We start from the raw sequence: 25,777 nt of genomic DNA on the forward strand, positions 1-25,777 counted from the left end.
GACTTCATACATCTAGAAAGGAGCTAGGCCTTTATGAAATGGGACGAATTTTTCGTTACCGGTGAACCGTTAATTTACGGTGCCATGGTGAGCATTGTTCTCGTCTCGCTCGCAATCCTCTTCGGATTGACCTATTACAAGAAATGGGGATATCTTTGGCGGGAATGGCTGACCACCGTGGATCATAAGAAAATCGGTGTCATGTACATCATCTGTGCCCTGATCATGCTGTTCCGCGGCGGCGTGGACGCGATCATGATGCGCGCGCAGACCGCTGCGCCGGATATGAAGTTTCTTACCGGACAGCACTACAATGAGGTATTTACAACCCATGGCGTCATCATGATTCTGTTTATGGCGATGCCGTTTATCTTCGGACTTATGAACGTGGTCGTTCCGCTTCAAATTGGAGCGCGCGACGTAGCGTTTCCTAAGCTGAATGCGATCAGCTTCTGGCTGTTCTTTGCCGGGGCGATGCTGTTCAATATCTCCTTCGTCATTGGAGGATCGCCGGATGCCGGCTGGACCGCATACTTCCCGCTCGCGAGTATCGAATTCAGTCCGACTGTCGGTAATAACTACTACTCTCTGTCGCTTCAGATCTCGGGGATTGGTACCCTGCTCACAGGCCTTAACTTTATCGTAACCATCCTCAAGATGCGTGCCAAGGGCATGACTTTAATGCGTATGCCAATGTTTACTTGGTCCGTGCTGATTACGTGTGTCATCATCATCTTTGCATTCCCGGTTCTTACGATCGCCCTGCTGCTGATGATGTTCGACCGTATCTTCGGCTCCCAGTTCTTCACGATGGCTAATGGCGGTATGGATATGCTGTGGGCCAACCTGTTCTGGGTATGGGGCCACCCTGAGGTATATATCGTTATTCTGCCGGCGTTCGGCATATTCAGTGAGATTATCTCGACGTTTTCGCGAAAAAATCTGTACGGCTACAGCTCGATGGTCATGAGTATGGTTGTCATCTCCGGCCTGTCATTCCTCGTCTGGGCTCACCACTTCTATACGATGGGCCAAGGCGCAATGGTCAACGGCTTCTTCTCGATCACCACGATGGCGATCGCGGTCCCGACAGGTGTCAAAATATTCAACTGGCTCTTTACGCTTCATAAAGGCCGAATCAGCTTTACGACGCCGATGCTGTATTCACTCGCCTTCATTCCGATCTTTACGATTGGCGGCGTGACCGGCGTCATGCTGGCTATGGCAAGTGCAGACTACCAGTATCACAATACGATGTTCCTGGTTGCCCACTTCCACTACGTGCTTATTCCAGGTGCCGTATTCGCCGTCATTGCCGGCTTCCATTACTGGTTCCCGAAAGTGTTCGGCTTCCGCCTGAACGAAAAGCTTGGCAAAGCAGCATTCTGGTTTATCGCGATTTCGTTCAACGTCACTTTCTTCCCGCTGTTCTTCCTGGGACTGATGGGGATGACGCGACGGACGTACACATATTCGGCCGAGACCGGCTTCGGTCCGCTGAACATGCTGTCGATGGTCGGTGCGATCGGCCTTGCGATCGGATTTATCCTGCTGGTGTACAACATTTACTGGAGTACGCGTTATCAGCCGCGGGACAAAACGGGCGATCCATGGGATGCACGCGCACTCGAGTGGTCTACGCCAAGCCCGGTGCCGGTCTATAACTTTGCCGTTGCGCCAGAGGTTAAAAGCCGCGATGCGTTCTGGTTCTCGAAGAAGAATAACGAGCCGCTGTCGAATGAGAAAATTACGAAGATTCATATGCCGAGCAACACCGGAAAGCCGTTTATTCTGGGGATCGCCTTCTTCTTCCTTGGCTTCTTCCTTGTATTCAGCTGGTGGATTCCATCCATCATCGCCGGTATTGCCGTGCTGATCATATTGGCTACCATGTCCTTCGACCGTGATCATGGCTATTACATTCCGGTTGAAGAGATCGTTCAAACCGAACAGAAACTGCGGGGTGATACGGTATGAAAATAGATGCCTCTCAGCCGCTGGAATATGGAACAGAGGAGAACCGTAATCGAATATTTGGATTCTGGCTGTTCCTCGGAGCTGAAATTGCGCTCTTTGCTACCTTGTTTACCGTCTACTTCGTCCTCGCAGACCGCCATGCCAGCGGTCCGAGCGGAGCGGAGATCTTTGAAATTACGCCGGTCCTGCTTGAAACATTCGTGCTCCTGACAAGCAGCTTTACCATCGGCCTTGCGGTTCACGCGATGCGCCTTGGTCTTAAGAAGCAGATGATGATCTTTATGATCATCACGCTTCTGCTGGGAGCAGGCTTTCTCGGCATCGAAATTTTTGAATTCTTTACGTATGTTCACGAAGGCGTCACGCTGTCGACCAGTGCCTTCGCATCAAGCTTGTTCACCATTCTGGGTACGCACGGAGCTCACGTGACCTTCGGTCTGCTCTGGGGGATCGCAATCCTCATTCAACTCAAGAAGTACGGGCTGGATCACTCTACGGCGAACAAATCCTTTATCTTCTCGCTGTACTGGCACTTCCTCGATGTTGTGTGGATCTTTATCTTCAGCTTTGTCTATCTGAAAGGACTGATGTGACATGTTAAAACAGCTGTTTCCTATCAAGCATGTAGCGGGTTATATATCGTCCCTCATCCTTTCAGCCGTCGCACTTGTCGTTCTGCTGGATATTCCGGCAGGCTCGAAAATGGCCATTTTGCTGGTAACTGCAGTTTTGCAGGCTGCCGTTCAGCTTATGCTCTTCATGCACGTCGGAGAAAGCGACGATAAGAAATCCATCTACATCAATATCATCTATGCCCTTTTCGTTGCGCTAGTGACCATCTTGGGTACGCTGTTCATCTTTGTATGGGGCTGGTACTCCTAGAACAGGAGTCCGTCGCAGCGCGGCAAATGGAAATTAGGATACATTTAAACTACAAAAAACTGTCCCATTCGTAGGTTTTCTACGGCGGGACAGTTTTTTCATGTTTTCGATCTAAGCCGGTGGAGAATCAGGGCCTAGGGTGCTGCTCTTCTACGCCTTCTCGTTGCCGCCATAACATTTAACATTAACATAGGAGTTATAACCTTATGATTCCCATAGCATTTAGCAGCAGTTCTAGCCTCACGTTTCCCATACGCTTTGGAGCGGTAGTCCCCGTTCTGTTCGCGCTAAATCAACAACCCGCTGGATAAAGGCCGTTTTGGCTTTCGTATATTCATCCGGATCGGTAGGATACCGTTCCGCCAACAATCGTTTAAGTTCGCCGTATTCCAGAACCAAATCGGGGTGAGCCCGGAGGTAGTCGCGAAACAGCAATTCTTTTCTTTCGTAAAATCCCTCCTTCGGCAGGATATGCAAGTGATGCGTGCGCACCCCAGCGTCTTCTTTGATGAATAGATAGCGTCCGGTCATGCCGTTCTCTATGAAGCGGTAGCCTGAACTGCTAAGCAACTCTGTATAGTCTTGTTCATGAAGCAATGGGTGGACGGCCGCGAACATATCGATGATGGGTTTGGCATCTTGATTCGGTATCGAAGTACTGCCTGCATGCTCGATGGTGACGATGTGAGGGGCCAGAATGTGAAGCAATCGGTCTTTCTCTTTCTCGAACTCCAAAGACCATTCGGAGTTGTATGGAACGACTTTGACCACATACCCGGACATGGATTCATCCTCCTTCCCTCTTCAGGGGAGCTATATGTAACAGGACATCCAAGTGTATCATTGGAGGTTGGTTATGTCAATTATATCCAGCTAAAAGAACCAGAATTCCAGACCAAACAGGAGGCCTCTTCAAGATCTAGAGATCTTTAGAACAGCCTCCCTTTTGATATGAATACGAGCTTAAAGTTCTTCCAGCAGCTTTTCCTCTTCCATATCGGCTGACAGGGCTAACCGTTCGCCGGAGCGTCTCTGCATCAGCTGATCCTTCAGCATCCGGACGAATGCGTCGTCCCGGGCGAGCCAGACGCCGTACTGCCGCTTCAAATGCCGCTCCGCTTCATCGAAAGAGCTGAATCGAAACGGCAGCTCCTCCCCGTTCCATTCCACGATCCATTCTCCGGATCGGCAGTATACGAATACAAGATCCTCCCCCCAGCTCTCATACAGCACACCCGATTCGGAGCCTTTGAGGTTGAATTGATTCCGGTGCGCATCCAGCCGGATCGGCTCCAATTCGAAAGGCTCGGCTGCAAACAGCCTGTACACCTCTTCCGTAATCGTGCACCCGGACGCCTTGGAATGCCCTCCGCCTCCGTAGCGCATCGCCACCTCGGATACATCGACATGGTCGTGAATCGTCCGCAGGCTCATTTTCCGGCCCCCCATATTCAAAATGGCGATATAGTCCAGATGCGGGTAAATCGTCCCCAGCTCACTGGCCAATTCGGAATGATAGGACTCTGCGTATACGATGCCGACGCAGTACTCGTCAACGAAGGTTTGAATGATCTCCCGCTGCTTGCGCCGGATATAGCGGCCAATCTTGTCCTCCTCCATATCCAGAATCTTTTCTTCAAACTCGTCAAAATAAAATTGGTCCGCACTGCGCAGACGCTCGACCATCTTCGCTTCAAACTCATCAATGGAAAGCATGTAGAACAGGTCATTCAGCCTTTTGGCTTCCGGCTTCTCTGCCTCCTCCCATTCCCAGGTATCGTACAGCCGAACGAGCTCCACGAATTGGTCAAGGGATTGTGATTGGTTCAGATGCCCGTGTTGAACGAGATACTCATAGAGCAGGGAGGTTGCCGAGGCCAATCGCCCGTCCCTGTGCGTCACCATCACCTGGCCCCACATATAATCGTTCAGATGGAGCGCGGTTTTATGATGATCAATAAGCTGAACTTGTCCGCCCTCCTCCACAAACAGATTCAACTGCTTCTCGATGTCAGGTGCTACCGACAAATCTGTGATGAATAACATGTCGTAGGGATGCTCTTCCAAGGAGAACCGGCTCAAGTATCTTGCAACCTGCTGGTTCAACCCATTGATCGTGTTGTAACGCACGTCGACTCCGTCGCCGAACGCGCATTTTGCAATAATACCGCAGCCAACGCCATCCAGGTCGTTATGGCTGTAGAGATGATACATAATACAGCATCCTCCTTGCAGGTCGTATATAGAATCAATCAGGACAATCTCCACACCATACGATTCCCTAATATCTTCCGTTTTAATCCCTAAATCAGATGACTGCGATCAACAAAAAAAGAAGCGTATGCGTGATACGCTTCCTCGTTCAAGAATGCAGCTATGATCGGATTACGCCTGTTGAACTGGCCTTGGACCTTTCGTAGCCTTAACCTCATACATGGCGTGGCTGGAGCTGACGATATGCTCGGGCTGCGGCTTGCCGCGGGAATCGCGGTGCCCTTGAATATGAGCCGGGCTGGTCTCCCAACGCTTCCAGGCTTCCTTGTCTTCCCAACGGATCATGACGATCACTTCTTCGGTCTCATCGCTGCGCTTGGCATTCTTAACGAGAACGCTCAGATCGATAAATCCTTCGATTTCTTCAATCGGTCCGGGCTTACTGAAGCGCTCGACAACAAGATGCGAGGTGCCGGCTTTTACGACGATGGTTTTCGTTTCAATTAACATATTCGGAAGCACTCCTTTAAGGATAATACGATAACATAATAACTCCATTCTAGATGATAACGATTATCATTGTCAAATTGAACGGTGATTTCTGTATAAAAGAAAGGTCTGGTCAGCAACCTGATTGCTGACCAGACCTTTATCAATTTAGCGTTGGACGCCGAACGGCTTGGCACCCCTTACAGTCTTCCTGCAGATAGGAAAGGCTCCGAAACCCTGCCTTTTTCAGTTTACGCGCCGCACGGAAGCCCTCGGAACGCTTGGGTGTTACGATTACGACATGATCGCCCGGGCGAAGCTCTTTCTCCCACACATAAGGTAATCTTCCGAGCGAAATATTGATCATTTCTTTATGCGGGTCCGGCGTAAACTCGGAGACATCGCGGACATCCAGCAGCTTCAAATCCGGGCATTCCTTCCTCGCTTGCTGCAGGTCGCTGCACTTCATCAGCCGCAAGTCGGCGATCGGCACATAGCGCCGGTATAGAACGATAAAGGCCGCTATTAAGAAGGCAAATGCAATCAGCATGGAAGCACTCCCCCAGTATTGGTTATTCGTGCCCTGGCTGATCCTCGCCAGGGGACCGACAGATCAAGCGATGGTTTACTTCAACGCTTCTCTACCCGTACGGGTATATCGTATGTGCTTCCCTGCCAAATGTCAACCCATGTTTATAATGCGCATTCCTCAATCTCAAAGCCCATATCTTCAATCATGCCCCAGTCGGCTGCATGCGCCTGGCCGGACGTTGTCAGGTAATCGCCGATGAAGATGGAATTGGCTGCGTACAAACCGAGCGGCTGCAGGGATCTCAGATTGACTTCCCGGCCGCCCGCGATCCGAATCTCCTTCGACGGGTTGACAAATCGCATCATCGCCAGAATTTTCAAGCACATCCTCGGCGTGAGCTCCTTCCTCCCTTCCATCGGCGTGCCGTCAATCGCGTTCAGGAAATTGCAGGGGATCGAATCCGCATCAAGCTCTTTCAGTGCGAATGCAATCTGCACCCGTTCCTCCAGGCTTTCGCCCATCCCGAAAATTGCACCTGAGCACGGGGACATGCCGGAGGCTGCCGCCTGCTTGACCGTGTCCACGCGTTGATCATACGTGTGCGTCGTTGTGATGTTTGCATAATTGTCCCGGGACGTATTGAGGTTGTGGTTGTACCGGTGCACTCCCGCTTCAGCTAGCTCCGCCGCATGTTGTTCGCTAAGAAAGCCCAGGCAGCAGCACACCTTCAAGTCCGTTGTCGCCCGGATCTCCTTCACCGCTTCGACCACATGCTCCATTTCCCGGTTGGACGGACGCCGGCCGGAAGCAACGATGCAATAGGTTCCGGCTTTGCGTCGGATCGACTCCCGGGCACCCTCCAGAATTTTTTCCTTGGTCAGCCATGCGTATTTCTCAATCGGAGCTTCGGATACGATAGACTGCGAGCAATAGCCGCAATCCTCGGGACACATCCCCGATTTGGCGTTTACGATCATATTCAGCTTTACCTTATTGCCGTAATGCTCTCTGCGAATTCGGTAGGAAGCCTGCATAACGGTCAGCAGCTCTGCATCATCGCTTTGCAAGATCGCCAACGCTTCTTCCGGTGTTACGGAATACCCTTGCACGATCTGCTCTGCCAGCTTCAGCCAATCCAACTGAACGGAAGTCGTCATCTCTCACTTCTCCTCTATCAATCAAATCAATGTCAACCTATAAGCATCGATATTAGGTTGACATTATGGGTAATCATACCATAGGAGCTCAGGTGACAACAATACATATTCGACAAACCCAAGGATGGATCAGCCTTCGCTCTTTGGTCAACGAGATGCAAAAGGTTGTTTATGAACGAACAAAGGAGCCGCTTCTCAGGCGATGAATCGCCCGTGAAACAGCTCCTAGTTATTACCCGCTCCTTGCGTCATCCTTGCTTCAAGGCTCCCGCTTCGGAAGCATCTTGACATAGTCGTCCGACAGCTTCATCAACTGCAAAATATAATCATAATCCTGCCGGTATGGCATCAGGTCGTCAACCGGCTCCATCGTCTTGATGGATACGGCGGTTCCATCCTCAAAGCCGTCTCCGGGAACGAACAAAATGTCGTTATTGAAGAACGAGCCTGTCGGGAGATAGTAGCGCATGCCTATCACATTTCGCTTTACATTCAGCAGGTCATGCCCGAATGCCGTAAACTGTTCGTCCTTAAGCGAGATGCCGAGCAGGTTCGCTACGGTCGGGAGGATATCAACCTGCCCCCCCACCTGTTCAATCGTGCGCCCCTTGTCCATGCCCGGAACATGAATAATCAGCGGAATATTGAAGCGGCTGATCCGTTCATGGTAGGGAATGCCCAATACCTGCGAGATCATATTCGCATCGGCTTCCGCCGGATTGATGCCGAAATGATCGCCATACACGACAAGGACCGTCTCGTCCCACATCCCGTTTTGCTTCAGCCGATCCACCAAGGTGCCCAGCGCATAATCCGAGTAGTTCACCGATTGCAGGTAGTTCCCAAGGTGGGTACCCTTGAGCTCGGCCGGTAGCCCCAATCTCGCAAATTCCTCCTTCACGGTGTACGGAGAATGATTCGAGACCGTAATCATATGCGCATAGGACAGCTTATTCTGCTGTCGGTTCTCGATCAGCTTCTCCATCCCGACGCGAAACAGCTCTTCATCCGAAGGGCCGAAGTCATTAAAATGATCATTCGTATAATAAGGCTTATCAAAAAAATGTTGAAAATCCAGAGCAGGATACAATTTATTCCGATCCCAGAACTTCAGGTCGTTGACATGAAACGTGCTGGTGACATACCCGTGCTGACCCAATAGTCTCGGAAGGCTTGGCAGCTCCTTGCTGCCGAAGCCGGTCGACATCGCGACCGTACCCGTCGGATAGATGGATGTATTGACCGCGAACTCGGCGTCCGAGGTGTTTCCTTGCCCGATCTGCTGGAAAATATGCGGGAAATACAACCCTTCCTTCGCCAGCTTGTTCATAACAGGCGTAATTTCCTGCCCGTCCAGGGACTGGCCGATCGGGAATCGCTGGAGCGATTCCATCTGTACGATGATCAGGTTTTTGCCTTTCGCTGCCCCGAACCCTTCAGGCTTCTTCTCCTGGTCGTCACCGTAGGGATACGATGCCTGCAGCTTCCGGATCTCTCCGATTTTCTCTTGCAGATTTCCCTGCGCCAGTGCTCGGTTCTCCTGCGATTGCCGGACGACGGCAGATACCTGATAATTCATGAAGCCCATGTTTTCCGCCCGGACAATTTCATTCTCGATCCCCCATGCCTTCCTCACGATCAAAACAGAGAGCACCAAGGTTAGCACTAATATGCCTCCCATGGCCATCCGCCACTTCATGCCAGATCTTGCGGAAGAAATATAGGACCGCTGCGTACTGAAATGCAGTCCTCTATGTGCGCGTGCACGTATTTTCCGAACCATAATGACCAGCAGAACGATCAGCAAATCCAGAAAGAATAAAAAATGCGCAGGCTCCAGCAAAGGAATAATGCTGGATCTCACCTGATTCACCTGACCTAGCCCTGCCATGGCTGTATACGTCGGTATGGACCCGAAATGTACGTTATAAACAGCCGAAGCGAACAGAATGAAGGAGAAGATGAGATTGATCACCCCGTAAGCGGTTTTCTTGCCTTTCATCGGAAGCAGCAGCTCCAGCAAACTGAGCAGGGCCAGAAGGGATAGCGCATCCGTCAGCACTTTTCCCCATGCCACCCCGTTAAACAAGAACACCCTTAATAGGATGAGCTTTAAGAATAATGTCAAAAACATAAAAATATATATTTTCAACCTATGTTCATGATTCCGATCCATGACTCGATCCCTCTTTTGTAAAATGAATTTAAACGTGCAGCCTCCATTATAACAGGAATGTAAAATCCGATCTAATTCCAAGGCCTCCCTCGCCCATTCCTTCCCCCGAGGGGTCAATTGTCTCATGCGGAAGGGCCCCGTTCAGCGTAGGATAGAGCATCCTATACTACAAGGCTGGAGGGACCATTCATGAAGATGGTTGTAACCGGCGGAGCGGGTTTTATCGGGTACCACCTGGTGAACGGACTCGTTAATCGCGGATACGAGGTTCATGTTATAGATAATCTGACAACCGGTGATCCCGGCCGCCTGCACAGTGAGGCGATTTTGCATGTGGCCGATGTGAACAGCCCCCATACCACGGAGTATATCGCGAGGCTAAAACCGGACGTTGTCTTTCATCTTGCCGCCCAGGCCGATGTGCAGCGTTCGATCACGAATCCGAGACTGGACGCGGATGCGAACATCATGGGGACCCTGAACCTGCTTGAAGCATGCCGCAAAGCAGGTGTGCGCAAGCTCGTGTATGCATCGACGGCCGGAGTATATGGTGATCTTGAAAAGCCCGAGCTCCACGAGAACGACCCGCTCTCGCCTATCTCTTTCTATGCGTTATCGAAAATGGTAGGCGAACATTATGTGAAGCTCTATCACCTCTTCTTCGGCTTGACCTACACCATTCTGCGGTACGGCAACGTATATGGACCGGGTCAGACGCCCAAGGGCGAGGGCGGCGTCGTGGCCGTATTCGGGGATCGGCTGCTCCAGAAGCTGCCGCTTCACATATATGGGGACGGCAGCCAGACGAGAGACTTTATTTTTGTCAAGGACGTCGTGGAAGCCAACCTGGCAGCCATCCATCATGGCGATCAGGAGATTCTGCACGTCAGCACCGGAGGCAGCCAATCGATCAACAATCTGGTCGAGTTGATTCGTCGCAATCATCCCGAACCGATCCATATTGAATATCACCCCGCAAAGCCGGGTGATATTCACCATAGCTGCCTGAACAATTCCCGAGCCCGCGAGGTTCTGGGGTGGACTCCCCGTTACCGGCTTGAGAATGGCATTGCGGAAACCTACCAATCCTGGCTCCAGCAGAAATAGGAAGGCCCGAGCTCCTTTTCCCGCATCCCTTTTCGGGCGGGAAGAGCTGACGGTAATCACTTAAAACAATAGCCCGGCTCGATTCCTGGAGTGGAATGAGCCGGGCTATTGGTCACGGTGCAAGTCCCTTTTCGGGACGTGCTGCCCCCTCGGAGCTCCGCTCAACCCGCACAAGTCCTTTTTCAGGACTTGCTGTACTCCCGGAGCTCCGCAAATCAAGTAGTTGTTCACCCGAACTGACCCGCTTTGCATGTTTTTCCGGACCATTCCGGCCAAAACCCATGCAAGCTGGCCTGCTCAGTACGACACTTCGTACAAAGCAGGCCGTGCTCGCGCTCCTCACAGCCCGATCGCCTGAAGCATGGAGGCAAAGTTCATCGCATACAGATGCGGATTAAAGCTCTCGTGCACATGGTTCTTTGCTCGCGTCCGGATGTGCTCTCGCAATCCCTGGTTCCTCATCAGCTCAAGCCCCTCCTGGACCGCATGCTGGATGTTCCCCAGCACATAGAACTTTCCCGTTTCGTTATGATACACCGAGGTCGAGACGCCGTCCGAATCCGTCGTAAGCACCGGACAGCGGCAGCTCATCGCCTCAAGCACCGCATACGGTGCTCCTTCCACCTTCGAGGTGCTGCACAGGAAGCCTCCAGAGTCCCCGATGATCGAGTAATAGTAAGGCATCTGCGCATTCGGGACATTGGCTCGGATCGTTAGCCGGTCGGACAAGCCGAGCTCGGCGATCAGCGCGTGAAATTGCTCGCGTTCGGATGGAATGCTCAGCTGATTATCCTCGAACATCCATAATTGAAGATCGGGCACATGCTCCTTAAGCTGGTGACCAATATGGAGAAACTCACGCCAGTTCTTATTGTCCTCAATGCGCCCTAGCCATGCTATGATGGGGCTGGCATGGATCCCATACGGCCTGTACGTGAATTCAGTGCCGTCAAAGCAATTATTGAAATTGAACTGCGGCTTGTTCGGATATAAATCCCGAAACAGCGCGGAAATATGCGGCGTGTTCGGATTGAGCAGCCCGTCCGCATAGGCGTTCACATAAGGAACGGCTTGAGTCAGCTGTGCCTGGGCCACGCTTCTTGGTCCGTAGCCCTGAATTTCCAGCAGCATTTTTCCCTGGAAGCCCAGCATCCGGAATCTTGGGAAGCTTGCATGATCCGTCGTCACCACAATGCAGTCAAAGCCGCACGAATCCAGGATATGCTTGATCTCAATATCGTTTCGGGTTACATATATCGGAAAATCCGCAGGATTCTGCATCCCTGAGCCCCAGGAATAATACAGGCAATGGGATTCCATTCCTGCCAGACGGAGCGCACGGCATCTTTGTCTGTTCAATGTCTCGACGCCTCCGCTCGGTACATAGTATACGAACAGCACCTTCATGTCGGGCCCTCCTTTATTCGATCGCATAAAAATCGGAATTGGAAAATACGGCTACAAGCTGACCCTGATTTTTGGCATGCACCGTTATTTGCGTAGAGTACGTGTAGTTGATGTTCGTTACGAGCAGTAAGCTGAACGTTAAATTTTGGTTCGTGATATCCGGCACTGTCACGGTCGCCCCCGCTGCGGCATGCACCAGCCCGACGTAATAAACGCCATGGGGATAATACCCGTGGATCAGTACGTCAAAAGCCTCCCCGCCCGTGTTCGTAATCGTCAGATCGACCGACTGGATATATCTCGCATCAATCCTTCCGTACTCGACAGCATCTAATCGAAAGATAGACATCCTATTCCCTCCTGCTGTTACAGCATCATTAATAACAGGGTATGTACCTTAGCCTGAATGGGAAGGGCATCTCCATTAGAGGCGATCATCCAATTGTGTTCCTACTATTCAGCGGTCCAAGCCGTATATCCCGGACTTGCATTTAATATTACGAGCCATATTTATTAAGCGAAAGGATCGGTGATTCACCTTGGCAACGCTGCAGGATATAAAAGGACCCTATTCGGCAATCTTCAGCTTGGGTAATAACTGCCTGCCTGCGGTACAGTTAAAAGCCCACGGCTTACGTAAATTCGCCGGCCCTCTTGACTGGATGTCCAGTCTCAAGCTTCCCCAGGTTACCAGATTACTTCGCAACCGGTTTCAAGGCATGCTTCATTATCCGAATTTAATGCTGGCAAACCAAGCCACCCATGAGCTGTATAATGTCGTGGATTTGGAGTATGAGTTGTATTTGAATCATGACTTTTTCGTTCACAGCAATTTCCCTCCCCATTTTGCCGCCTACCCTGAGGTTAAAGCCAAATATGACCGTCGCATTGCAAGGTTTCTTCAAACCTTAGCAAGCGGGGGGCGGGTTCTCTTCATCCGTACGGATTCAAGCTATGAAGACGTCAAGGAGCTGGAAGCTGTGCTGACGGAACTGTGTGCGGGGCCGTTCCACTTACTGGTCGTAAACCATGCGCCGGTTGCCGAAATCGAATGGCTGAACTGGGGGCTGAACCGCGTGTGCGCCATTCACATGCCTAACCAGGATGAGTGGTACGGCAACGGCTTCCGTTGGACTTTCCTGTTTAACGGAATATACTTGGTTTGAAGGACGTGCGGAATATTGCTCAGCTGTTCTTACAAAACAAATTTGAAAACACCTCAAAAGGCAGGTCATGAGCGCGCCATGACCTGCCTTTATAGTGTAGATCCTTCCTGCTCCATCCCTGTCCGCTCAAATATAATTCACCGGTTCATCCGGAAGCTTGTAATCTTTGGGCAGCGATTGCATGATTCGGTTCCATACCGTATAGTTGACCATCTGCTGCGGAGTCGATACCTGGTTAACAAAAAGACGATTATACAAATCGCTCATCACCATAAACGCTTCCTGGTTCATACAAGTCCCCCTTAAGAAGATTTTTGCGCAAGGGCGCTGTAATAAATGTTCAATATCCGGTCGATCATCTGGTCCATGGACCAATGCTGCTGTGCAAAGCTTCTCGCATTCTGACCCAGATATAGGCGGTAGTCATCATGCGTCAGCAGCAAATTCAGATGGTGAGCTGTACTCGCTGCATCGTTAACCGGGACGATTAGGCCTGTATGTCCGTGGGTAACCATCTCAGGCAAGCCCCCGGTAGTGGATACAACGGAAGGAAGGCCCGCCATCTGAGCCTCCATGACCGAAAACGGCTGGTTATCGTGGATACAGGTGTGGACGAAAATATCGGACTGTGACAGCAAGGCCGGCACGTTCTGCTGCTCGCCGAGAAAGAACACTTCGTGTTGCAGCGAAGCCTGCACCGTCTGCGCCTCCAGCTCAGCGCGCATAGCCCCATCGCCGGCAATCCAGCACACCCAATCCTTGCGCCATTGCTTTAGGATGGCAAGTGCAGACAAAAGGACATGGATTCCCTTGACATGTACCAGTCTCGCTGGGCAGATGATGACTTTTTTACCTAACGGTCTTTGGATCGTGCTTTCTGCATGATACTTAGCCTGAAATGCCGCTGAATCGAGGCCGTACTGGAACACGGTCACCCTGTAATCTGGAATTCCGCACTCATGAACAAGGATGTTTTTCGCCCATTGATTCGCCGTGATCATAATATCCGAAGACATGGCGGCATGATATTCTACCGCAGGGAAATAACGCCACGCTGGGCTCCCCTCTGTCACGCCAAGGGACGGATTGTTCCGAAAGTGATCGCTCATTTCCCGTGATACCGACCCATGAACATGCGCGATTAAAGGTGTTTTTTTGGGCTTTACCCTTCCGAGGGAGCGGGCAGCAAAAATATCCTGGGTATGGATAATATCGTATTGATCCAAGCCGAAATACGCTGCAGCAAGCTCCATGCAGTATCGGCTTAATTCATAGTTTCGGATAATATCATGTTGATTCATGCCGGGGGCTGCTTGCGGGGTGAGCTTGGCTTCAAGCATTGGAAGCAGTTCGGCCTTGGAAAGCTCCAGCCCGCGATTGACGATATGGATTTTTTGATAATCCGGACTATCTCCGAGCAAATCGACTTCATGGCCGAGCAGCTCCAGCCGTTGCTTGAGCTGCTGCATAAAGTTCCAAACCCCGCCTAAATGGGGGATTAACCAATGGGTAGCCAACAGTATTTTCATCATATCCCCCGCAGTCAAGGATACTGGCGGGCCATATATTCAAGCACGCCGCGATAATTATTTTTGACCATTGCATATTCCCGTTCGATCGTAGCTTGATGCTTTATCGTTCCCATCTGGGAATGCACCCGGTAAAGCGTGAGCATATCCGGCAAGAAGCCGAACGAGGCCCCGTTCATAAGAAGCCGAACCCACAAATCGAAATCATGCGTGTATGGAAGTTCCTGATTAAACATCCCAACTTGGCGAAGCCACGATTTCTTCGCGATCACCGTACAGCCGTTTATCGGATTGTAGTTAAGGAGCTGTTGGCACAGATCGCTCTTACTTGCCATTGGGATCCCTTCGTACGGTCGAATCACCCGGTTATGCTCATCAATGACAGCAAACCCGGTGTAGCTAATATCGAGTCCCCGGCTCAACATGAACGCCAGCTGTCGCTCGACCTTTTGGGGAACCAGCCGGTCATCCGAGCTGAGCCAAGCAATGTATTCTCCCGAAGCATGCAAAATGCCGTGATTTAAGGCGCTGGCCGTTCCCCCATTGCCTTTCCCCATATAGTAGACCCTGTTTGTGTAAGGGGCAATCAGATCAGCGTAACGCGTCGACCCGTCGTCCACCACGATGATTTCAACCGCGGGATACGTTTGCTGGACCGCGCTTTCTAAAGCTTGCTGTATATACGGGCAGTTATAGAAAGGTACGACTATCGTAACCGTCGGCATCATCCCCCGTCTCTCCTCCCTTTTGCCTTGTTTCGTTCTTTTGCTCGTGTTAACACATCATGGGTTAGTACACCATATGCATCGTCTCCGCTTTCCGCTAGGACCCCTGTCCCCTGACATTCGACCAATTCACCCCAGCACCATCAATGAAAAAAAGCTATCCTTATCTGCTTTCCAGCAGACAAGAATAGCTGTTGTGCCTTGACGGCGGGTTGATATCAAACGATCAGCCGGAGTGCTACCAAGGATAAAATGCCGACCACCACTGTCGCGAATAAGCTCTTTGTCAGGAAGGCGGTAAGGAAGGCAGGCACAGCGGCGATCAGCTCAAGCAGATGACTGCCGGGATCCACCCGGCCGTCCGAAAGCAGCAGCTCCGAGGCCAGCAGCGCGCCCATCACCGCGATCGGCACATGGTCAAGCCAACGGATCGCCAGCTCGGGGATGCGGAGCTTGCTAAGAATCATAAGCGGCAGCACGCGCGGAATCAGCGTGACCACGGCTGAGCCGATGATGAGAAGAGCGATATGCCATCTTATTTCCATCGTTCCACCGCCAATCCCGCCGTAGCTGCGACCATAATCGCAATAATGACCGCTGCGCTGCCAAGCACGAATGTACTTGCCGCCATGACGGCAATCACCGAAACGATAACAACCAGCATATCCAGCTTATATTTCTTACGGCTGATCAGCTGCAGCGCCAGGAGGCCGATAAACATGCCCGGCAATGCAAAATCCAGACCGTACCGCTCCGGGTCCGGTATCCATTCTCCGACCAGTCCACCCGCAACGTTCGCAGCGCACCAGAACAGGTAAGCGGTTATGTTGAGCCCGACCATCCACTTGTATCCCAGTCTCTTCTCCTCGACCGCCTTCGCCGATGCGACCCCGAAGGTTTCATCTGTCAGCAAGGAGCCGATGAAGAAGCTCTTTCCTAGCGACAGTCCTTTGAAATAGGGCGCTATGGCCGCGCTAAGCAGAAAATGTCTCGCATTCACAAAAAATATGGTGACAATAATCGAAATGACCGGGCTTGCTGCAGCAACCATGCCGGCTGCGATAAATTGCCCCGATCCTGCATACAGCAGAAGCGATATCAGCGCAATCTCAAGCAGACTGAAGCCTGCCGTGCGTTCGACGACCCCCGCCGCAAAGCCGATGCTTAAATATCCGAGCAGGGTCGGAATGCAATCTTTAACCCCCTGCAGAAACGAGTGCTCGACCACTTTCGGCGCGAGCTCGTTGTATCTGGTGCTCATGGTGATCCCTCTCCTACTCCCATTTCTATTTCTAATTACTATAATACTTCCAACCATTCTGTCAACGGCCTTGCTTCAATTCCCATCGCACAAAAAAAGCGCTTCGATCAGATTTAGAGATCTGTCGAAACGCAGGATATGCCTCTGCTCCTTCACTCCGCTCCCGCGGGACTCGCATCGTTAAGGCTTCAAAATGACTTTAATGCATCCGTCCTTGCGCTCGTTGAAAATATCATATGCATGCGGAGCTTTATCGATCGGCAGCCGGTGCGTAATGATATCCGAAGGATCGACGATTCCGTCATTCAGCATTCGATAGATCATCGGGATGTAGTGGGTCACAGGCGCCAAGCCCATCTTCAGGGTAATATTCCGTTCGAACAGCTGGCCAAGCGGGAAGGCATTATATTGGAGCCCGTAAATACCGGTCAGCTGAATCGTCCCGAATTTGCGGACCATGCCGGCTGCCATCCGTAACGCTCCGAGGGACCCCCCCTGTACCATCATCATCGTGCCTACCATTTCCAGCCCCGTCCGCTTGGCATCCAATCCCACGCAATCGATGACAACTCTGGCCCCTCCTTTGGTTATTTCCCGGATATGCCCTTCGATCTCCTTGTTGCTTTCAAAATTGTAGGTTTCCACGAGATTCGTCCGTTTGGCGTGCTCAAGGCGGTATTGTACATGGTCAATGGCAATAACACGCTCTGCACCTTTGAGCCAGGCAAACTTTTGGGTCAGCAAACCGATGGGACCGCAGCCGAGGACGACCACCGTATCGCCAGGCTTGACGCCGGCATTCTCCACGCTCCACAGCGCCGTCGGCAGGGCGTCAGACAGCATCAGCAGCTTCTCATCCTCGATTTCGGCGCTCGGCGGAATGACAAAAGGCATAAAATTTCCGTAAGGGACACGGAGAAGCTCAGCCTGCGCGCCCTGAAAACCGCCAAAAGCGCTGCTGTAGCCGAAGAAGCCCCCGGTATCCCTCGCGTCATTTGCGTAATCGCACTGGCTTTCCATTTGGTTCAGGCAGTACAGGCACTTCCCGCAAGAGACGACGAACGGGATGACGACGCGGTCCCCTTTTTTCACCTTGCTGACCTCGGGCCCCGTCTCCTCCACAATGCCCATCGGTTCATGCCCGATAATATAATCGTCGGTCATCTGTCTGAGCTCGCCGTTGTACAAATGCAGATCCGAGCCGCAAATGGCCGTTGTTGTAACCCGGATCACAATATCATCACTGCGCAGAAGCGAAGCATCCCTCATCTCTTTGACTTTGATGTTATGCCTGCCTTGATAGGTAACAGCTTTCACACGCAAGATTCTCCTTTGACCGTCCGCAGCGGCTGCGAACAAAAATTAGGCGTAGGGCAAGATAATCTCAGTGTGCGCCATTACAAGCGTAACTAGTCGGCTACAAGATGCGATGTGCTTTAAGCCGCCCCCTTCTGCTCATACGCTCTCGGACGCTTAGCCGCTTTTCCGACCCGTAAAAACAGAATAAGCCCAAGCAGCACAAGCGCTCCGCCGGCAGCCTGCAGCGGATACATCCTCTCGTGAAGGATCAGAAAAGCCAGCACGCTGGCTCCCACCGGCTCCCCGAGCACGCTCATGGACACGGTTGAAGCCGAAGCGAATTTCATGAGCCAATTGAACAATAAATGTCCGAACACCGTGGGCACGATCGCAAGCAGCAGAAAGATTCCCCACTCCCTGCCCGAATACCCGGTGAAGGAATAGCCTTGGATCAGGTTATAGACGGCCAGAACCAAGGACGCCATCACGAACACGAGCCAGCTGTACAGAAAGGAAGGAAGACGTCTTAGCAGCAGCTGTCCGAGCAGCATATGGACCGCAACTGCAGCCGTACCGAGAAGAGACATCAGATCGCCTTTGAGATGCCCTTCCTGTCCGCTAAAGCCGCTGCTGCCGATCAGCAGAAATACGCCCAGGAAGGCAATCGACATGCCGCCCAGCGCGCCGAGCGAGGTTCTCTCCTTGAACCAAAAATACGCTCCAATCATGACAAATACCGGCTGAAGCGCTAAAATGATCGTTGAGCTGGCGACGCTGGTCCACTGCAGGGAGCCCATCCACAACAGAAAGTGAAGGGCCAGCATGGATGCGGAAAGGGCCAGCAGAGCCCAATCCGAGCGCTTCAACGATGCGGCATCGCGCACATACTTGCCTGAAAAGGGCAGCATTATGATCGCTGTGATCATCAGCCGGTACATGGCCTGAACGGAAACGGGACTGTCGGACCATTTCACAAAAATGGAAGAGAATGAAATGGCGATTATGCCAATAAATAAAGGGATGAATACGGGGATCGGTGCTCTGTCTGCATTCATGTTAGTTATATGATTCACCTTTCGTGTTATATTAGAGAAGGATTTCAATATTATTTTACATGCAAAGGATCAAAAGAATGAAAAAGAAAGATCTGCGAAACCAAATGACCCCGCCAAAATTTCTGGCCATCGGGTTTGCGGCGATTACCTTGGTAGGCACGTTTTTACTCAAGCTTCCAATTTCAACGGCAGATGGAACATCCACGCCGATTATCGACGCTTTGTTCACAGCCGTATCCGCCATCAGCGTAACCGGCCTGGCGGTGGTAGATACCGGCCTCCACTGGTCCGGATTCGGACAAGTTGTCATGCTTCTGCTGATTCAGCTCGGAGGCTTGGGATTCATGACCTCTGCAACCTGGGTTGCCCTGATGTTCAACCGGCGGATCTCGCTGCGGGAACGAATTATTCTTCAAGAGGCCATGGGGCAGTACCAGATTCAAGGTATCGTTGACCTGATTCGCCGGGTTCTGATCTACACCTTGATTATCGAAGGCACCGGCGCTCTCCTGCTGACACTGCGGTTCTCATCGATGATGCCGCTGTCCGAGGCTGCCTATTTCGGGATATTCCAAAGTATTTCCATATTCAATAATGCCGGATTTGATCTCATGAGCCAAATTCACGGACCCTTTGCCGGGTTCGCCAGCTACGTTGCGGATCCGTTCGTTAATATTGTATTGATGGTACTGATTTTTTTTGGAGGGATCGGGTTTATTGTCATTTTCGACCTGATTGAATATCCGAAGTGCCGGAAGCTGTCGCTGCATTCCAAGGTGGTATTGACCGTCACTTCGCTCCTGATCGTCATCGGAGCCCTCATGATTTTCGTGCTGGAATATCATAATGCGAAGACGCTTGGTCCGTTATCGTACCCGACGAAATGGATGGCCGCCATCTTTCAGTCCATTACGCCCCGTTCAGGAGGCGTGAGCACGCTTGATATTGCAAGCTTGGAGCAATCCACCCAATTCTTCATGATCTTGCTCATGTTCATTGGAGCTGCCCCGGGTTCTACCGGCGGAGGCATTAAGGTAACGACGTTCGCGGTACTGATCGGGGCGGTCATTACGATGGTCCAAGGCAAGCGCGATGTCGTCCTGTACCGTCACCGAATATCACAGGCCGTCGTTTACCGTTCCGTTACGCTAACCATTCTGTCCTTGCTGCTCCTTGTCGGCGCCTCGATGTTCCTGTCCATCACCGAGTCGGGCGAATTTCTGAGAATCCTGTTCGAGGCCGTCTCGGCATTCGGTACCGTCGGTTTATCGATGGGCCTCACCGGCGAGCTGTCCGGGATCGGCAAGATCACGATCGCCTTACTCATGTTCCTGGGCCGTCTTGGGCCGCTGACGCTGGCATATGCGATCAGCAGAAAAAACGCCAAAGAGCTGTACCGGCACCCGGAAGGCCGAATCACGATCGGATAACCGGCTAAAGTCTTGGGCCTAGCTTCCACGCGAAAAACAAACCGTACGCTTCCTTATCCACCGGAAGTGTACGGTTTGTTGTTTCTCATCATCAAGAATTCATACGGCTCGCTTATTCCGATGCGTCATCGAAATGGCCGGCATCAATCGCGGCATCCAACAGATCGTCAAACAGCTCGTCCTCCTCCTCGAGGCGTTCGTCCACCTGCAGGAACTGCTCTTCAAGCCCGGGCTCGGCCGCAAAGTTCAAGCTGTAGTCCCAATCCCGGCCGTTCTTGCTCAGGAATGTAATTTCATAGGATGCTGCATGTCCATCTATGGAAAACACGGTGTATCCCACGAACTGATCCTCTTCATCACGTTTCATGTCCGCACGTTCAATCCGGACTTGTGACATGTGTTTCACTCTCCTTCGGTTATCCGATGATGACTCATCATAGAACTTTAGTATATCACTTTTATTTGCTCCTGATTATTGTTTTTCATATGATGCTTGTTCTAGTATATAATATGAGTGTTAAAATTTAATTACCGCAATGGAGGGTACCAAATGTCCGATTTGAATACATCACTCCACAAGTATGCCGAGCTGGCCGTCAAGGTTGGGGTTAATGTCCAGGAAGGACAAACTTTGATCGTGCACGCCCCTGTAGATGCCGCCGATTTTACCCGTTTGATTGCCGAGAAGGCATATGAAGCAGGTGCGCGCCTGGTCAAGATCATGTGGAACGATGAAGCCATCACCCGTCTTCAATTCGAGAAGGCAGCCGATGACGTGTTCACCGAAGCGCCAAAATGGTATGCGGGCGAGCTGACGGAGCTGGTCGAGAACGGCGCCGCAATTCTGCATGTGCTCTCGGAAAATCCGGACCTGCTGAGCGGGGTTGACCCGCAGCGGATCGCGAATTACTACAAAACTCGCGGCGAGGCAATGAAGAAATACCGTGCGTACCAGCAAGCCGACAAGTTTAGCTGGTGTCTGATCGCCGTGCCGTCGCATGCGTGGGCAGCCAAGGTTTTCCCGGATGCTCCGGAATCGGAGCAAGTACGGAAGCTGTGGGATGCCATCTTCCATACGGTCCGCGTGGACCAGGAAAATCCTGTAGAAGCATGGAACAAGCATTTGGCTGTGCTGGAGCAGAAGTCCTCCGTACTGAATGCGAAAAAATACAAGAAGCTCCACTATGTCGCGCCGGGTACGGATCTCACCATTGAACTGCCGGAGGGCCATATTTGGGCGCAAGGCGACAGCATCAATGAGCGCGGTCATTCCTTCGTTGCGAATATGCCGACGGAAGAAGTGTTTACAGCGCCGCTTAAGACCGGTGTCAACGGAACGGTCGCAAGCACGAAGCCGCTCAGCTATGCAGGCAATATCGTGGACAACTTCTCGCTTACCTTCGAGAACGGCAAGGTCGTCAGCTTCACGGCAGAGCAAGGTTACGAAACGCTGGAGCGTCTCTTGAACATGGACGAAGGTGCCCGTTACCTTGGCGAAGTCGCGCTGGTACCCCATCAGTCCCCTATTTCCGAGTCCAACATTCTATACTACAATACCCTGTTCGATGAGAATGCCTCCAATCACCTCGCTTTAGGAAGCGCGTATGCCTTCTGCCTCGAGGGCGGCAAAGACATGAATCAAGAGCAGCTGGCTCAGAAGGGCCTGAACACAAGCGTAACCCATGTGGATTTCATGATCGGCTCCGCCGAAATGGATATCTACGGGATTACCGAGGATGGACGTGAAGAGCCTGTATTCCTGAAAGGAAACTGGGCGTTCTAAGCTCCCGGCGGATCATACATAAAGCAGCTGCTTCCTTAGCAGCTGCTTTCTTAACAAGCTTCGCCTTTTTATTGACCTGAGGTCGATTTGTAAACAGATAGTGGATACGTAGGAATGATTCCGTTATTTTTACAGGACCTTCAGAAATACGCTAAGAATTGGAGGATCATCCATGCTAAGTTTTGAACAAAAATTAGAAAATTACGCAGAGCTTGCCGTAAAAGTCGGTGCCAATGTGCAGCCTGGCCAGACGCTCGTCGTCAATGCCATGATTGATGCGGCCCCGCTCGTGCGCCTGATTGTGAAGAAGGCTTATGAGGTCGGTGCCAAGCTGGTAAAAGTAAATTACAGCGATGAGGTAGTCAACCGGATCCGTTACGATCTGGCGCCGGACGAATCCTTTCTCGAACCGCCGAAATACTATGCCGAGGAAGTCACGGAGCTCGCGGAACAGGGAGCCGCTTTCCTTACGATCCTGTCCTCCAATCCCGATCTTCTTAAGGGCGTAGACCCTCAGCGCATCTCCAATTATCAACGCACATACGGCGCCGCCATGTCGAAATACCGGCAATACCAGCAAGCGGATAAGATGAGCTGGACGGGTCTTGCTTACGCCTCTCCCGACTGGGCGGCCAAGGTGTTCCCTGACATCCCCAAAGAACAGCAGGTAGATAAAATGTGGGACGCCATCTTTCATGCCGTGCGTGCCGATCTTGAGGATCCGATCCAAGCTTGGGAAGATCATATCGAAACGCTTCAGCTCAAGTCTGACGAGTTGAACCAGAAGAAATACCATAAGCTGCGGTTTACATCTCCAGGGACCGATCTGACGATCGAGCTGCCGGAAGGACATATATGGGCGCAAGCCGGCAGTCATAATGAAAAGGGCGAGCGCTTTGTGGCCAATATCCCGACCGAAGAAGTGTTCACGGCTCCGCTCAAGACCGGAGTCAACGGAACGGTTCGCAGCACGAAGCCGCTCAGCTATGGCGGTAACATTATCGACAATTTCTCCTTGACCTTCGAGAACGGGCGTATCGTGAGCTTCTCTGCCGAGCAGGGCGAGGATACACTGTCCCGTCTCATATCCATGGACGAAGGCTCGCATTACTTGGGCGAAGTCGCTCTCGTGCCTTATCGCTCCCCGATCTCCGAAAGCGGAATCCTGTACTACAATACCCTGTTTGATGAAAATGCTTCCTGTCATCTGGCAATCGGAAGCGCGTATGCCTTTAACCTGGAAGGCGGCAAGACGATGACGCCCGAACAGCTTCAGGAACACGGCTTGAACGCAAGCATTACGCATGTCGATTTCATGATGGGCTCCAAAGAACTGCAAATTACCGGCATTACCCGCGATGGCAGAGAAGAGCCTGTCTTCATTGACGGAAACTGGGCGTAACGATTCGTTATTATAAAAGCCTTGGCATCAACCTGATCATTCTTAGACCCACAACCACATGCTGCATGAGGCTGTCCTAGAGTAGATTTGTTCTACCGGGGACAGCCTCTTCGGCTTTATTGTCTTTTTTAGAATACCGATCCCCTGCTTTCATCTCCAGCTTGTTCATACCCGAATGATCTCTAGATAATATCGTGAAGACCGCCGGCATATTCTTATAAGAGTCTCTTACTGTAATTGTTAATTGAAATCATAGGGCTTTTTCTTTCAATGTGTTGTAAAATGATGAGAGAAATAGGATGGTTACACCAGAGAGGGGAATATCGCGTGTCCAACCGATTACAACTCCTCCTTGCAGCAGATTTCACGGAACTCAGTGAGCCTATTCAAGAAGAAATCTATTATGAATTTTATGATCTTGTGTACGGGCAAATTTTATACGTAGTCCGGGATCATGCTGCGGTTGAGGATATAATTCAAGAATCCTTTATTAAAGTCATTACCAGCAAGCCTACATTTGACATGGAAAGCAAGATGCGTGGTTGGCTTCGGGTCGTTGCCAAAAATTCCACCATGAATTATTTGCGAAAAAATAAAAAATACCGTAACCAAGTGGATGTTGAGCGTGTTTTTATAAATGAAGAAGAAATGGTGGTTTCTTCCACCAATGTTGAGCAGCAAGTGGAGTCGAATATGCTGGAGGAGTCGATTGTCCAATATCTGGATCAGTTAAAGCCGGAGTACCGGCTGTTGATCGAGTGCCGCTGGAAGCATAACATGACTTACAAGGAAATTGCAGACCTGCTCAATACCCGGGAAGAGATCGTCAAGCAGCGATTGTTTCGAGCCAGGGAATCCGTAAAGAAAATGCTATATAGAGAGTGGGGTGAATTAGATGAGCAACGAAAAATACGATGATTGGTTTGATAAGGCTTTCGATGAAGCCTTTGATCGTGCAGCTTCTAGCTCCTCATACCCTACTAACGACGATAGCAAGCGTCGATCCTGGCAGCAAGTCAAGCTGGAGATCGAGAAGCTGAATCAACGCAAGAAACGCCGGCGCAGATTTCAATATGCCGGAATTGTTGCCGCTTCGATGGCTTTCGGTGCCTTCATGTTCTCGCAGCCTACGGTCACACAAGCGGTATCACCGATTTATCAGCAGATTGTGGATTGGGGCAACGGTTTAGCCGGACAAATCTTCGGCAAAAAAGCGCCTGTTGATGAGAGCAAAGCCCTGACTCCGCCGCCGCCGGACGTTTCATCCGCACCTGATCAAGAGAGCGTGCCGCCTGCGGAAGTGGTCGAAACCGAAACATACCGCTTCACCGACGTCGATGAATCACTAACCGAATCCCAGAAGCGCGTGAATTTCAGCATTCCTGAAATCAGCTATATGCCAAGCGGCTTCAAGTTCCAGGAAGCCTCAGGAATATCCAATTCGGAACAAGGCCCTATCGAGGATCTCATCCTTGAGTACATGAACGGGGAAGGTAAAGTCATCCATATCAATTTCATCGAAATGGCGGCTGACAAATCCATCGGCGTAGGCGGCGAGGTGACGGACACGGTGAAGCTGGATTCGGGAGCTACCGCTTATTTGACAGAAACAACGCTCCGTTTCCTGCATGATAACGATCAGACGCTCGTTTTAATCAGCGGTTTTATGTCCAAGGAAGAATTCCTCAAGATCGCGAACGGCATACACTAGTCCATGCGAGTCATTTGAGGCTTTATCATAGAAGAAGAGCACCCGGGCAGGGTGCTCTTCTTGTTTTATGCTCATTTTTCTACTAACAAAGAACTCGTAAAATAAGTCCCTTCTTCATATGTACCATTCTCGTTGATCCAATGCGTAGTCTTGGCGCGATAATAGTAGCCTTGGGTCACGCTGAACGTCTTGGTAGCAGTATGGGAAGCTTTATTCGTCCCGTTATCGGAAGCGCCGCCTGCATCAACCCATGTGGTTCCCGTCCATCGTTGAAGGACGAATTGGATGCCAATCGAGTCAACGGTTTGACCGGCGGTCGTAGAGCCAAACACGTTGACCTGCGAGCTGCTCGCCTTGCTGATCGAGGAGTAGTAGCTCGAAAGGTACTTATTGGCCATCAGATTCATGGAATTCACGTTCAATTCCACAGGAGGGGGAGGAGTTAAGGCACCGGGTGCAATGTCTGTAGCCGAAT

General features: G+C 51.3%; 27 protein-coding genes. 10 read left to right on the top strand and 17 right to left on the bottom strand.

The annotated features are described in order from the left end of the window. The first annotated feature begins 33 nt into the window (after positions 1 to 33). From qoxB to qoxD, 3 genes are read left to right on the top strand one after another with little or no spacing between them, the layout of a single operon-like run. A complete protein-coding gene (qoxB, locus tag BBD41_RS02430; RefSeq protein WP_077565674.1) occupies positions 34 to 1,977 on the top strand; it encodes a cytochrome aa3 quinol oxidase subunit I in 1,944 nt (647 codons plus the stop codon). Beyond that, positions 1,974 to 2,570 (top strand): cytochrome aa3 quinol oxidase subunit III, encoded by a 597-nt coding sequence (gene qoxC, locus BBD41_RS02435; RefSeq protein ID WP_077565673.1) that lies wholly within the window; start codon positions 1,974 to 1,976, stop codon positions 2,568 to 2,570. Before qoxB ends, qoxC begins: the two co-directional genes overlap by 4 nt. Before the next feature lies 1 nt (position 2,571). Further along, positions 2,572 to 2,859, top strand: a complete 288-nt coding sequence (qoxD, locus tag BBD41_RS02440) for a cytochrome aa3 quinol oxidase subunit IV (protein ID WP_077565672.1) — start codon at positions 2,572 to 2,574, stop codon at positions 2,857 to 2,859. Between the two features lie 240 nt (positions 2,860 to 3,099). Here qoxD and BBD41_RS02445 read toward each other — a convergent pair whose 3' ends face one another. From BBD41_RS02445 to BBD41_RS02470, 6 genes are all read right to left on the bottom strand, one after another. Further along, the gene (locus BBD41_RS02445; RefSeq protein ID WP_099476592.1) at positions 3,100 to 3,642 is read right to left on the bottom strand and encodes a GrpB family protein; all 543 of its coding nucleotides are present in this window, start codon (positions 3,640 to 3,642) and stop codon (positions 3,100 to 3,102) included. A 180-nt stretch (positions 3,643 to 3,822) separates the two neighbouring features. After that, complete coding sequence (locus BBD41_RS02450) at positions 3,823 to 5,073, bottom strand: DHH family phosphoesterase (RefSeq protein WP_099476593.1); 1,251 nt, start codon at positions 5,071 to 5,073, stop codon at positions 3,823 to 3,825. Between the two features lie 171 nt (positions 5,074 to 5,244). Next, positions 5,245 to 5,583 (bottom strand): antibiotic biosynthesis monooxygenase, encoded by a 339-nt coding sequence (locus tag BBD41_RS02455; RefSeq protein ID WP_077565669.1) that lies wholly within the window; start codon positions 5,581 to 5,583, stop codon positions 5,245 to 5,247. Positions 5,584 to 5,725: 142 nt separating this feature from the next. Beyond that, positions 5,726 to 6,112: a rhodanese-like domain-containing protein gene (locus BBD41_RS02460; protein WP_077565668.1), complete on the bottom strand. Its 387-nt coding sequence runs from the start codon at positions 6,110 to 6,112 to the stop codon at positions 5,726 to 5,728. 143 nt (positions 6,113 to 6,255) lie between these two features. Beyond that, the gene (gene bioB, locus BBD41_RS02465; protein WP_099476594.1) at positions 6,256 to 7,251 is read right to left on the bottom strand and encodes a biotin synthase BioB; all 996 of its coding nucleotides are present in this window, start codon (positions 7,249 to 7,251) and stop codon (positions 6,256 to 6,258) included. Between the two features lie 259 nt (positions 7,252 to 7,510). Beyond that, positions 7,511 to 9,427, bottom strand: coding sequence for an LTA synthase family protein (locus BBD41_RS02470; RefSeq protein ID WP_099476595.1), 1,917 nt, complete (start codon positions 9,425 to 9,427; stop codon positions 7,511 to 7,513). A 189-nt stretch (positions 9,428 to 9,616) separates the two neighbouring features. Here BBD41_RS02470 and BBD41_RS02475 point away from each other — a divergent pair, with 189 nt between their 5' ends. Beyond that, complete coding sequence (locus BBD41_RS02475) at positions 9,617 to 10,534, top strand: NAD-dependent epimerase/dehydratase family protein (RefSeq protein WP_099476596.1); 918 nt, start codon at positions 9,617 to 9,619, stop codon at positions 10,532 to 10,534. 339 nt (positions 10,535 to 10,873) lie between these two features. Here the strand turns inward: BBD41_RS02475 and BBD41_RS02480 are convergent, their stop codons facing one another. Continuing rightward, positions 10,874 to 11,941 carry a glycosyltransferase family 4 protein gene (locus BBD41_RS02480; RefSeq protein WP_099476597.1) on the bottom strand — a complete coding sequence of 356 codons (1,068 nt, stop codon included), beginning with the start codon at positions 11,939 to 11,941 and terminating at the stop codon, positions 10,874 to 10,876. A gap of 13 nt (positions 11,942 to 11,954) precedes the next feature. Further along, positions 11,955 to 12,290, bottom strand: coding sequence for a hypothetical protein (locus BBD41_RS02485; protein ID WP_077565663.1), 336 nt, complete (start codon positions 12,288 to 12,290; stop codon positions 11,955 to 11,957). A 190-nt stretch (positions 12,291 to 12,480) separates the two neighbouring features. Here BBD41_RS02485 and BBD41_RS02490 point away from each other — a divergent pair, with 190 nt between their 5' ends. Then, entirely contained in the window at positions 12,481 to 13,107 is a 627-nt protein-coding gene (locus BBD41_RS02490; protein WP_077565662.1) for a DUF1796 family putative cysteine peptidase, read from the top strand. A gap of 126 nt (positions 13,108 to 13,233) precedes the next feature. Here the strand turns inward: BBD41_RS02490 and BBD41_RS29935 are convergent, their stop codons facing one another. The 7 genes from BBD41_RS29935 to BBD41_RS02520 form a co-directional block, all read right to left on the bottom strand. Beyond that, positions 13,234 to 13,398: a hypothetical protein gene (locus tag BBD41_RS29935; protein WP_167392953.1), complete on the bottom strand. Its 165-nt coding sequence runs from the start codon at positions 13,396 to 13,398 to the stop codon at positions 13,234 to 13,236. Between the two features lie 11 nt (positions 13,399 to 13,409). Beyond that, entirely contained in the window at positions 13,410 to 14,639 is a 1,230-nt protein-coding gene (locus tag BBD41_RS02495) for a glycosyltransferase family 4 protein (RefSeq protein ID WP_237086998.1), read from the bottom strand. 11 nt (positions 14,640 to 14,650) lie between these two features. Next, complete coding sequence (locus BBD41_RS02500; protein ID WP_077565660.1) at positions 14,651 to 15,364, bottom strand: glycosyltransferase; 714 nt, start codon at positions 15,362 to 15,364, stop codon at positions 14,651 to 14,653. 215 nt (positions 15,365 to 15,579) lie between these two features. Then, the gene (locus BBD41_RS02505; protein ID WP_077565659.1) at positions 15,580 to 15,906 is read right to left on the bottom strand and encodes an AzlD domain-containing protein; all 327 of its coding nucleotides are present in this window, start codon (positions 15,904 to 15,906) and stop codon (positions 15,580 to 15,582) included. Continuing rightward, positions 15,897 to 16,622, bottom strand: coding sequence for an AzlC family ABC transporter permease (locus BBD41_RS02510; RefSeq protein WP_099476599.1), 726 nt, complete (start codon positions 16,620 to 16,622; stop codon positions 15,897 to 15,899). The genes BBD41_RS02505 and BBD41_RS02510 overlap by 10 nt, the downstream gene beginning before the upstream one ends. Before the next feature lie 180 nt (positions 16,623 to 16,802). After that, the gene (locus tag BBD41_RS02515; RefSeq protein ID WP_099476600.1) at positions 16,803 to 17,939 is read right to left on the bottom strand and encodes an alcohol dehydrogenase catalytic domain-containing protein; all 1,137 of its coding nucleotides are present in this window, start codon (positions 17,937 to 17,939) and stop codon (positions 16,803 to 16,805) included. 119 nt (positions 17,940 to 18,058) lie between these two features. After that, positions 18,059 to 18,976: a DMT family transporter gene (locus tag BBD41_RS02520; RefSeq protein WP_099476601.1), complete on the bottom strand. Its 918-nt coding sequence runs from the start codon at positions 18,974 to 18,976 to the stop codon at positions 18,059 to 18,061. Between the two features lie 77 nt (positions 18,977 to 19,053). On the opposite strand from BBD41_RS02520, the gene BBD41_RS02525 reads away from it, so the two are divergent. Then, positions 19,054 to 20,406, top strand: coding sequence for a TrkH family potassium uptake protein (locus tag BBD41_RS02525; protein ID WP_099476602.1), 1,353 nt, complete (start codon positions 19,054 to 19,056; stop codon positions 20,404 to 20,406). A gap of 112 nt (positions 20,407 to 20,518) precedes the next feature. Here the strand turns inward: BBD41_RS02525 and BBD41_RS02530 are convergent, their stop codons facing one another. Further along, positions 20,519 to 20,803 (bottom strand): hypothetical protein, encoded by a 285-nt coding sequence (locus BBD41_RS02530; protein WP_099476603.1) that lies wholly within the window; start codon positions 20,801 to 20,803, stop codon positions 20,519 to 20,521. 153 nt (positions 20,804 to 20,956) lie between these two features. Here BBD41_RS02530 and BBD41_RS02535 point away from each other — a divergent pair, with 153 nt between their 5' ends. The 4 genes from BBD41_RS02535 to BBD41_RS02550 all read left to right on the top strand — a co-directional run bounded on the left by BBD41_RS02535 (position 20,957) and on the right by BBD41_RS02550 (position 25,302). Further along, on the top strand, positions 20,957 to 22,189 hold the full coding sequence (locus BBD41_RS02535; protein ID WP_099476604.1) for an aminopeptidase: 1,233 nt from the start codon (positions 20,957 to 20,959) through the stop codon (positions 22,187 to 22,189). Positions 22,190 to 22,361: 172 nt separating this feature from the next. Beyond that, positions 22,362 to 23,591: an aminopeptidase gene (locus tag BBD41_RS02540; protein ID WP_099476605.1), complete on the top strand. Its 1,230-nt coding sequence runs from the start codon at positions 22,362 to 22,364 to the stop codon at positions 23,589 to 23,591. A 327-nt stretch (positions 23,592 to 23,918) separates the two neighbouring features. Beyond that, positions 23,919 to 24,509: an RNA polymerase sigma factor gene (locus BBD41_RS02545; protein ID WP_077565653.1), complete on the top strand. Its 591-nt coding sequence runs from the start codon at positions 23,919 to 23,921 to the stop codon at positions 24,507 to 24,509. After that, a complete protein-coding gene (locus BBD41_RS02550; protein ID WP_077565652.1) occupies positions 24,487 to 25,302 on the top strand; it encodes a DUF4367 domain-containing protein in 816 nt (271 codons plus the stop codon). The genes BBD41_RS02545 and BBD41_RS02550 overlap by 23 nt, the downstream gene beginning before the upstream one ends. A 71-nt stretch (positions 25,303 to 25,373) precedes the next feature. On the opposite strand, the gene BBD41_RS02555 is transcribed toward BBD41_RS02550, so the two are convergent. After that, entirely contained in the window at positions 25,374 to 25,718 is a 345-nt protein-coding gene (locus BBD41_RS02555) for a hypothetical protein (protein ID WP_223260428.1), read from the bottom strand. Between the last annotated feature and the right edge of the window lie 59 nt (positions 25,719 to 25,777).

The sequence above is a fragment of the Paenibacillus ihbetae genome (assembly GCF_002741055.1).
In the GTDB taxonomy this organism is placed as follows: domain Bacteria; phylum Bacillota; class Bacilli; order Paenibacillales; family Paenibacillaceae; genus Paenibacillus_AQ; species Paenibacillus_AQ ihbetae.

Excerpts from the sequence above, each read along its gene's own strand:
- qoxB (WP_077565674.1), top strand. The coding sequence starts at position 34 with ATGAAATGGGACGAATTTTTCGTTACCGGTGAACCGTTAATTTACGGT.
- qoxC (WP_077565673.1), top strand. The coding sequence starts at position 1,974 with ATGAAAATAGATGCCTCTCAGCCGCTGGAATATGGAACAGAGGAGAAC.
- qoxD (WP_077565672.1), top strand. The coding sequence starts at position 2,572 with ATGTTAAAACAGCTGTTTCCTATCAAGCATGTAGCGGGTTATATATCG.
- BBD41_RS02445 (WP_099476592.1), bottom strand. The coding sequence starts at position 3,642 with ATGTCCGGGTATGTGGTCAAAGTCGTTCCATACAACTCCGAATGGTCT.
- BBD41_RS02450 (WP_099476593.1), bottom strand. The coding sequence starts at position 5,073 with ATGTATCATCTCTACAGCCATAACGACCTGGATGGCGTTGGCTGCGGT.
- BBD41_RS02455 (WP_077565669.1), bottom strand. The coding sequence starts at position 5,583 with ATGTTAATTGAAACGAAAACCATCGTCGTAAAAGCCGGCACCTCGCAT.
- BBD41_RS02460 (WP_077565668.1), bottom strand. The coding sequence starts at position 6,112 with ATGCTGATTGCATTTGCCTTCTTAATAGCGGCCTTTATCGTTCTATAC.
- bioB (WP_099476594.1), bottom strand. The coding sequence starts at position 7,251 with ATGACGACTTCCGTTCAGTTGGATTGGCTGAAGCTGGCAGAGCAGATC.
- BBD41_RS02470 (WP_099476595.1), bottom strand. The coding sequence starts at position 9,427 with ATGGATCGGAATCATGAACATAGGTTGAAAATATATATTTTTATGTTT.
- BBD41_RS02475 (WP_099476596.1), top strand. The coding sequence starts at position 9,617 with ATGAAGATGGTTGTAACCGGCGGAGCGGGTTTTATCGGGTACCACCTG.
- BBD41_RS02480 (WP_099476597.1), bottom strand. The coding sequence starts at position 11,941 with ATGAAGGTGCTGTTCGTATACTATGTACCGAGCGGAGGCGTCGAGACA.
- BBD41_RS02485 (WP_077565663.1), bottom strand. The coding sequence starts at position 12,290 with ATGTCTATCTTTCGATTAGATGCTGTCGAGTACGGAAGGATTGATGCG.
- BBD41_RS29935 (WP_167392953.1), bottom strand. The coding sequence starts at position 13,398 with ATGAACCAGGAAGCGTTTATGGTGATGAGCGATTTGTATAATCGTCTT.
- BBD41_RS02495 (WP_237086998.1), bottom strand. The coding sequence starts at position 14,639 with ATGATGAAAATACTGTTGGCTACCCATTGGTTAATCCCCCATTTAGGC.
- BBD41_RS02500 (WP_077565660.1), bottom strand. The coding sequence starts at position 15,364 with ATGATGCCGACGGTTACGATAGTCGTACCTTTCTATAACTGCCCGTAT.
- BBD41_RS02505 (WP_077565659.1), bottom strand. The coding sequence starts at position 15,906 with ATGGAAATAAGATGGCATATCGCTCTTCTCATCATCGGCTCAGCCGTG.
- BBD41_RS02510 (WP_099476599.1), bottom strand. The coding sequence starts at position 16,622 with ATGAGCACCAGATACAACGAGCTCGCGCCGAAAGTGGTCGAGCACTCG.
- BBD41_RS02520 (WP_099476601.1), bottom strand. The coding sequence starts at position 18,976 with ATGAATGCAGACAGAGCACCGATCCCCGTATTCATCCCTTTATTTATT.
- BBD41_RS02525 (WP_099476602.1), top strand. The coding sequence starts at position 19,054 with ATGAAAAAGAAAGATCTGCGAAACCAAATGACCCCGCCAAAATTTCTG.
- BBD41_RS02530 (WP_099476603.1), bottom strand. The coding sequence starts at position 20,803 with ATGTCACAAGTCCGGATTGAACGTGCGGACATGAAACGTGATGAAGAG.
- BBD41_RS02535 (WP_099476604.1), top strand. The coding sequence starts at position 20,957 with ATGTCCGATTTGAATACATCACTCCACAAGTATGCCGAGCTGGCCGTC.
- BBD41_RS02540 (WP_099476605.1), top strand. The coding sequence starts at position 22,362 with ATGCTAAGTTTTGAACAAAAATTAGAAAATTACGCAGAGCTTGCCGTA.
- BBD41_RS02550 (WP_077565652.1), top strand. The coding sequence starts at position 24,487 with ATGAGCAACGAAAAATACGATGATTGGTTTGATAAGGCTTTCGATGAA.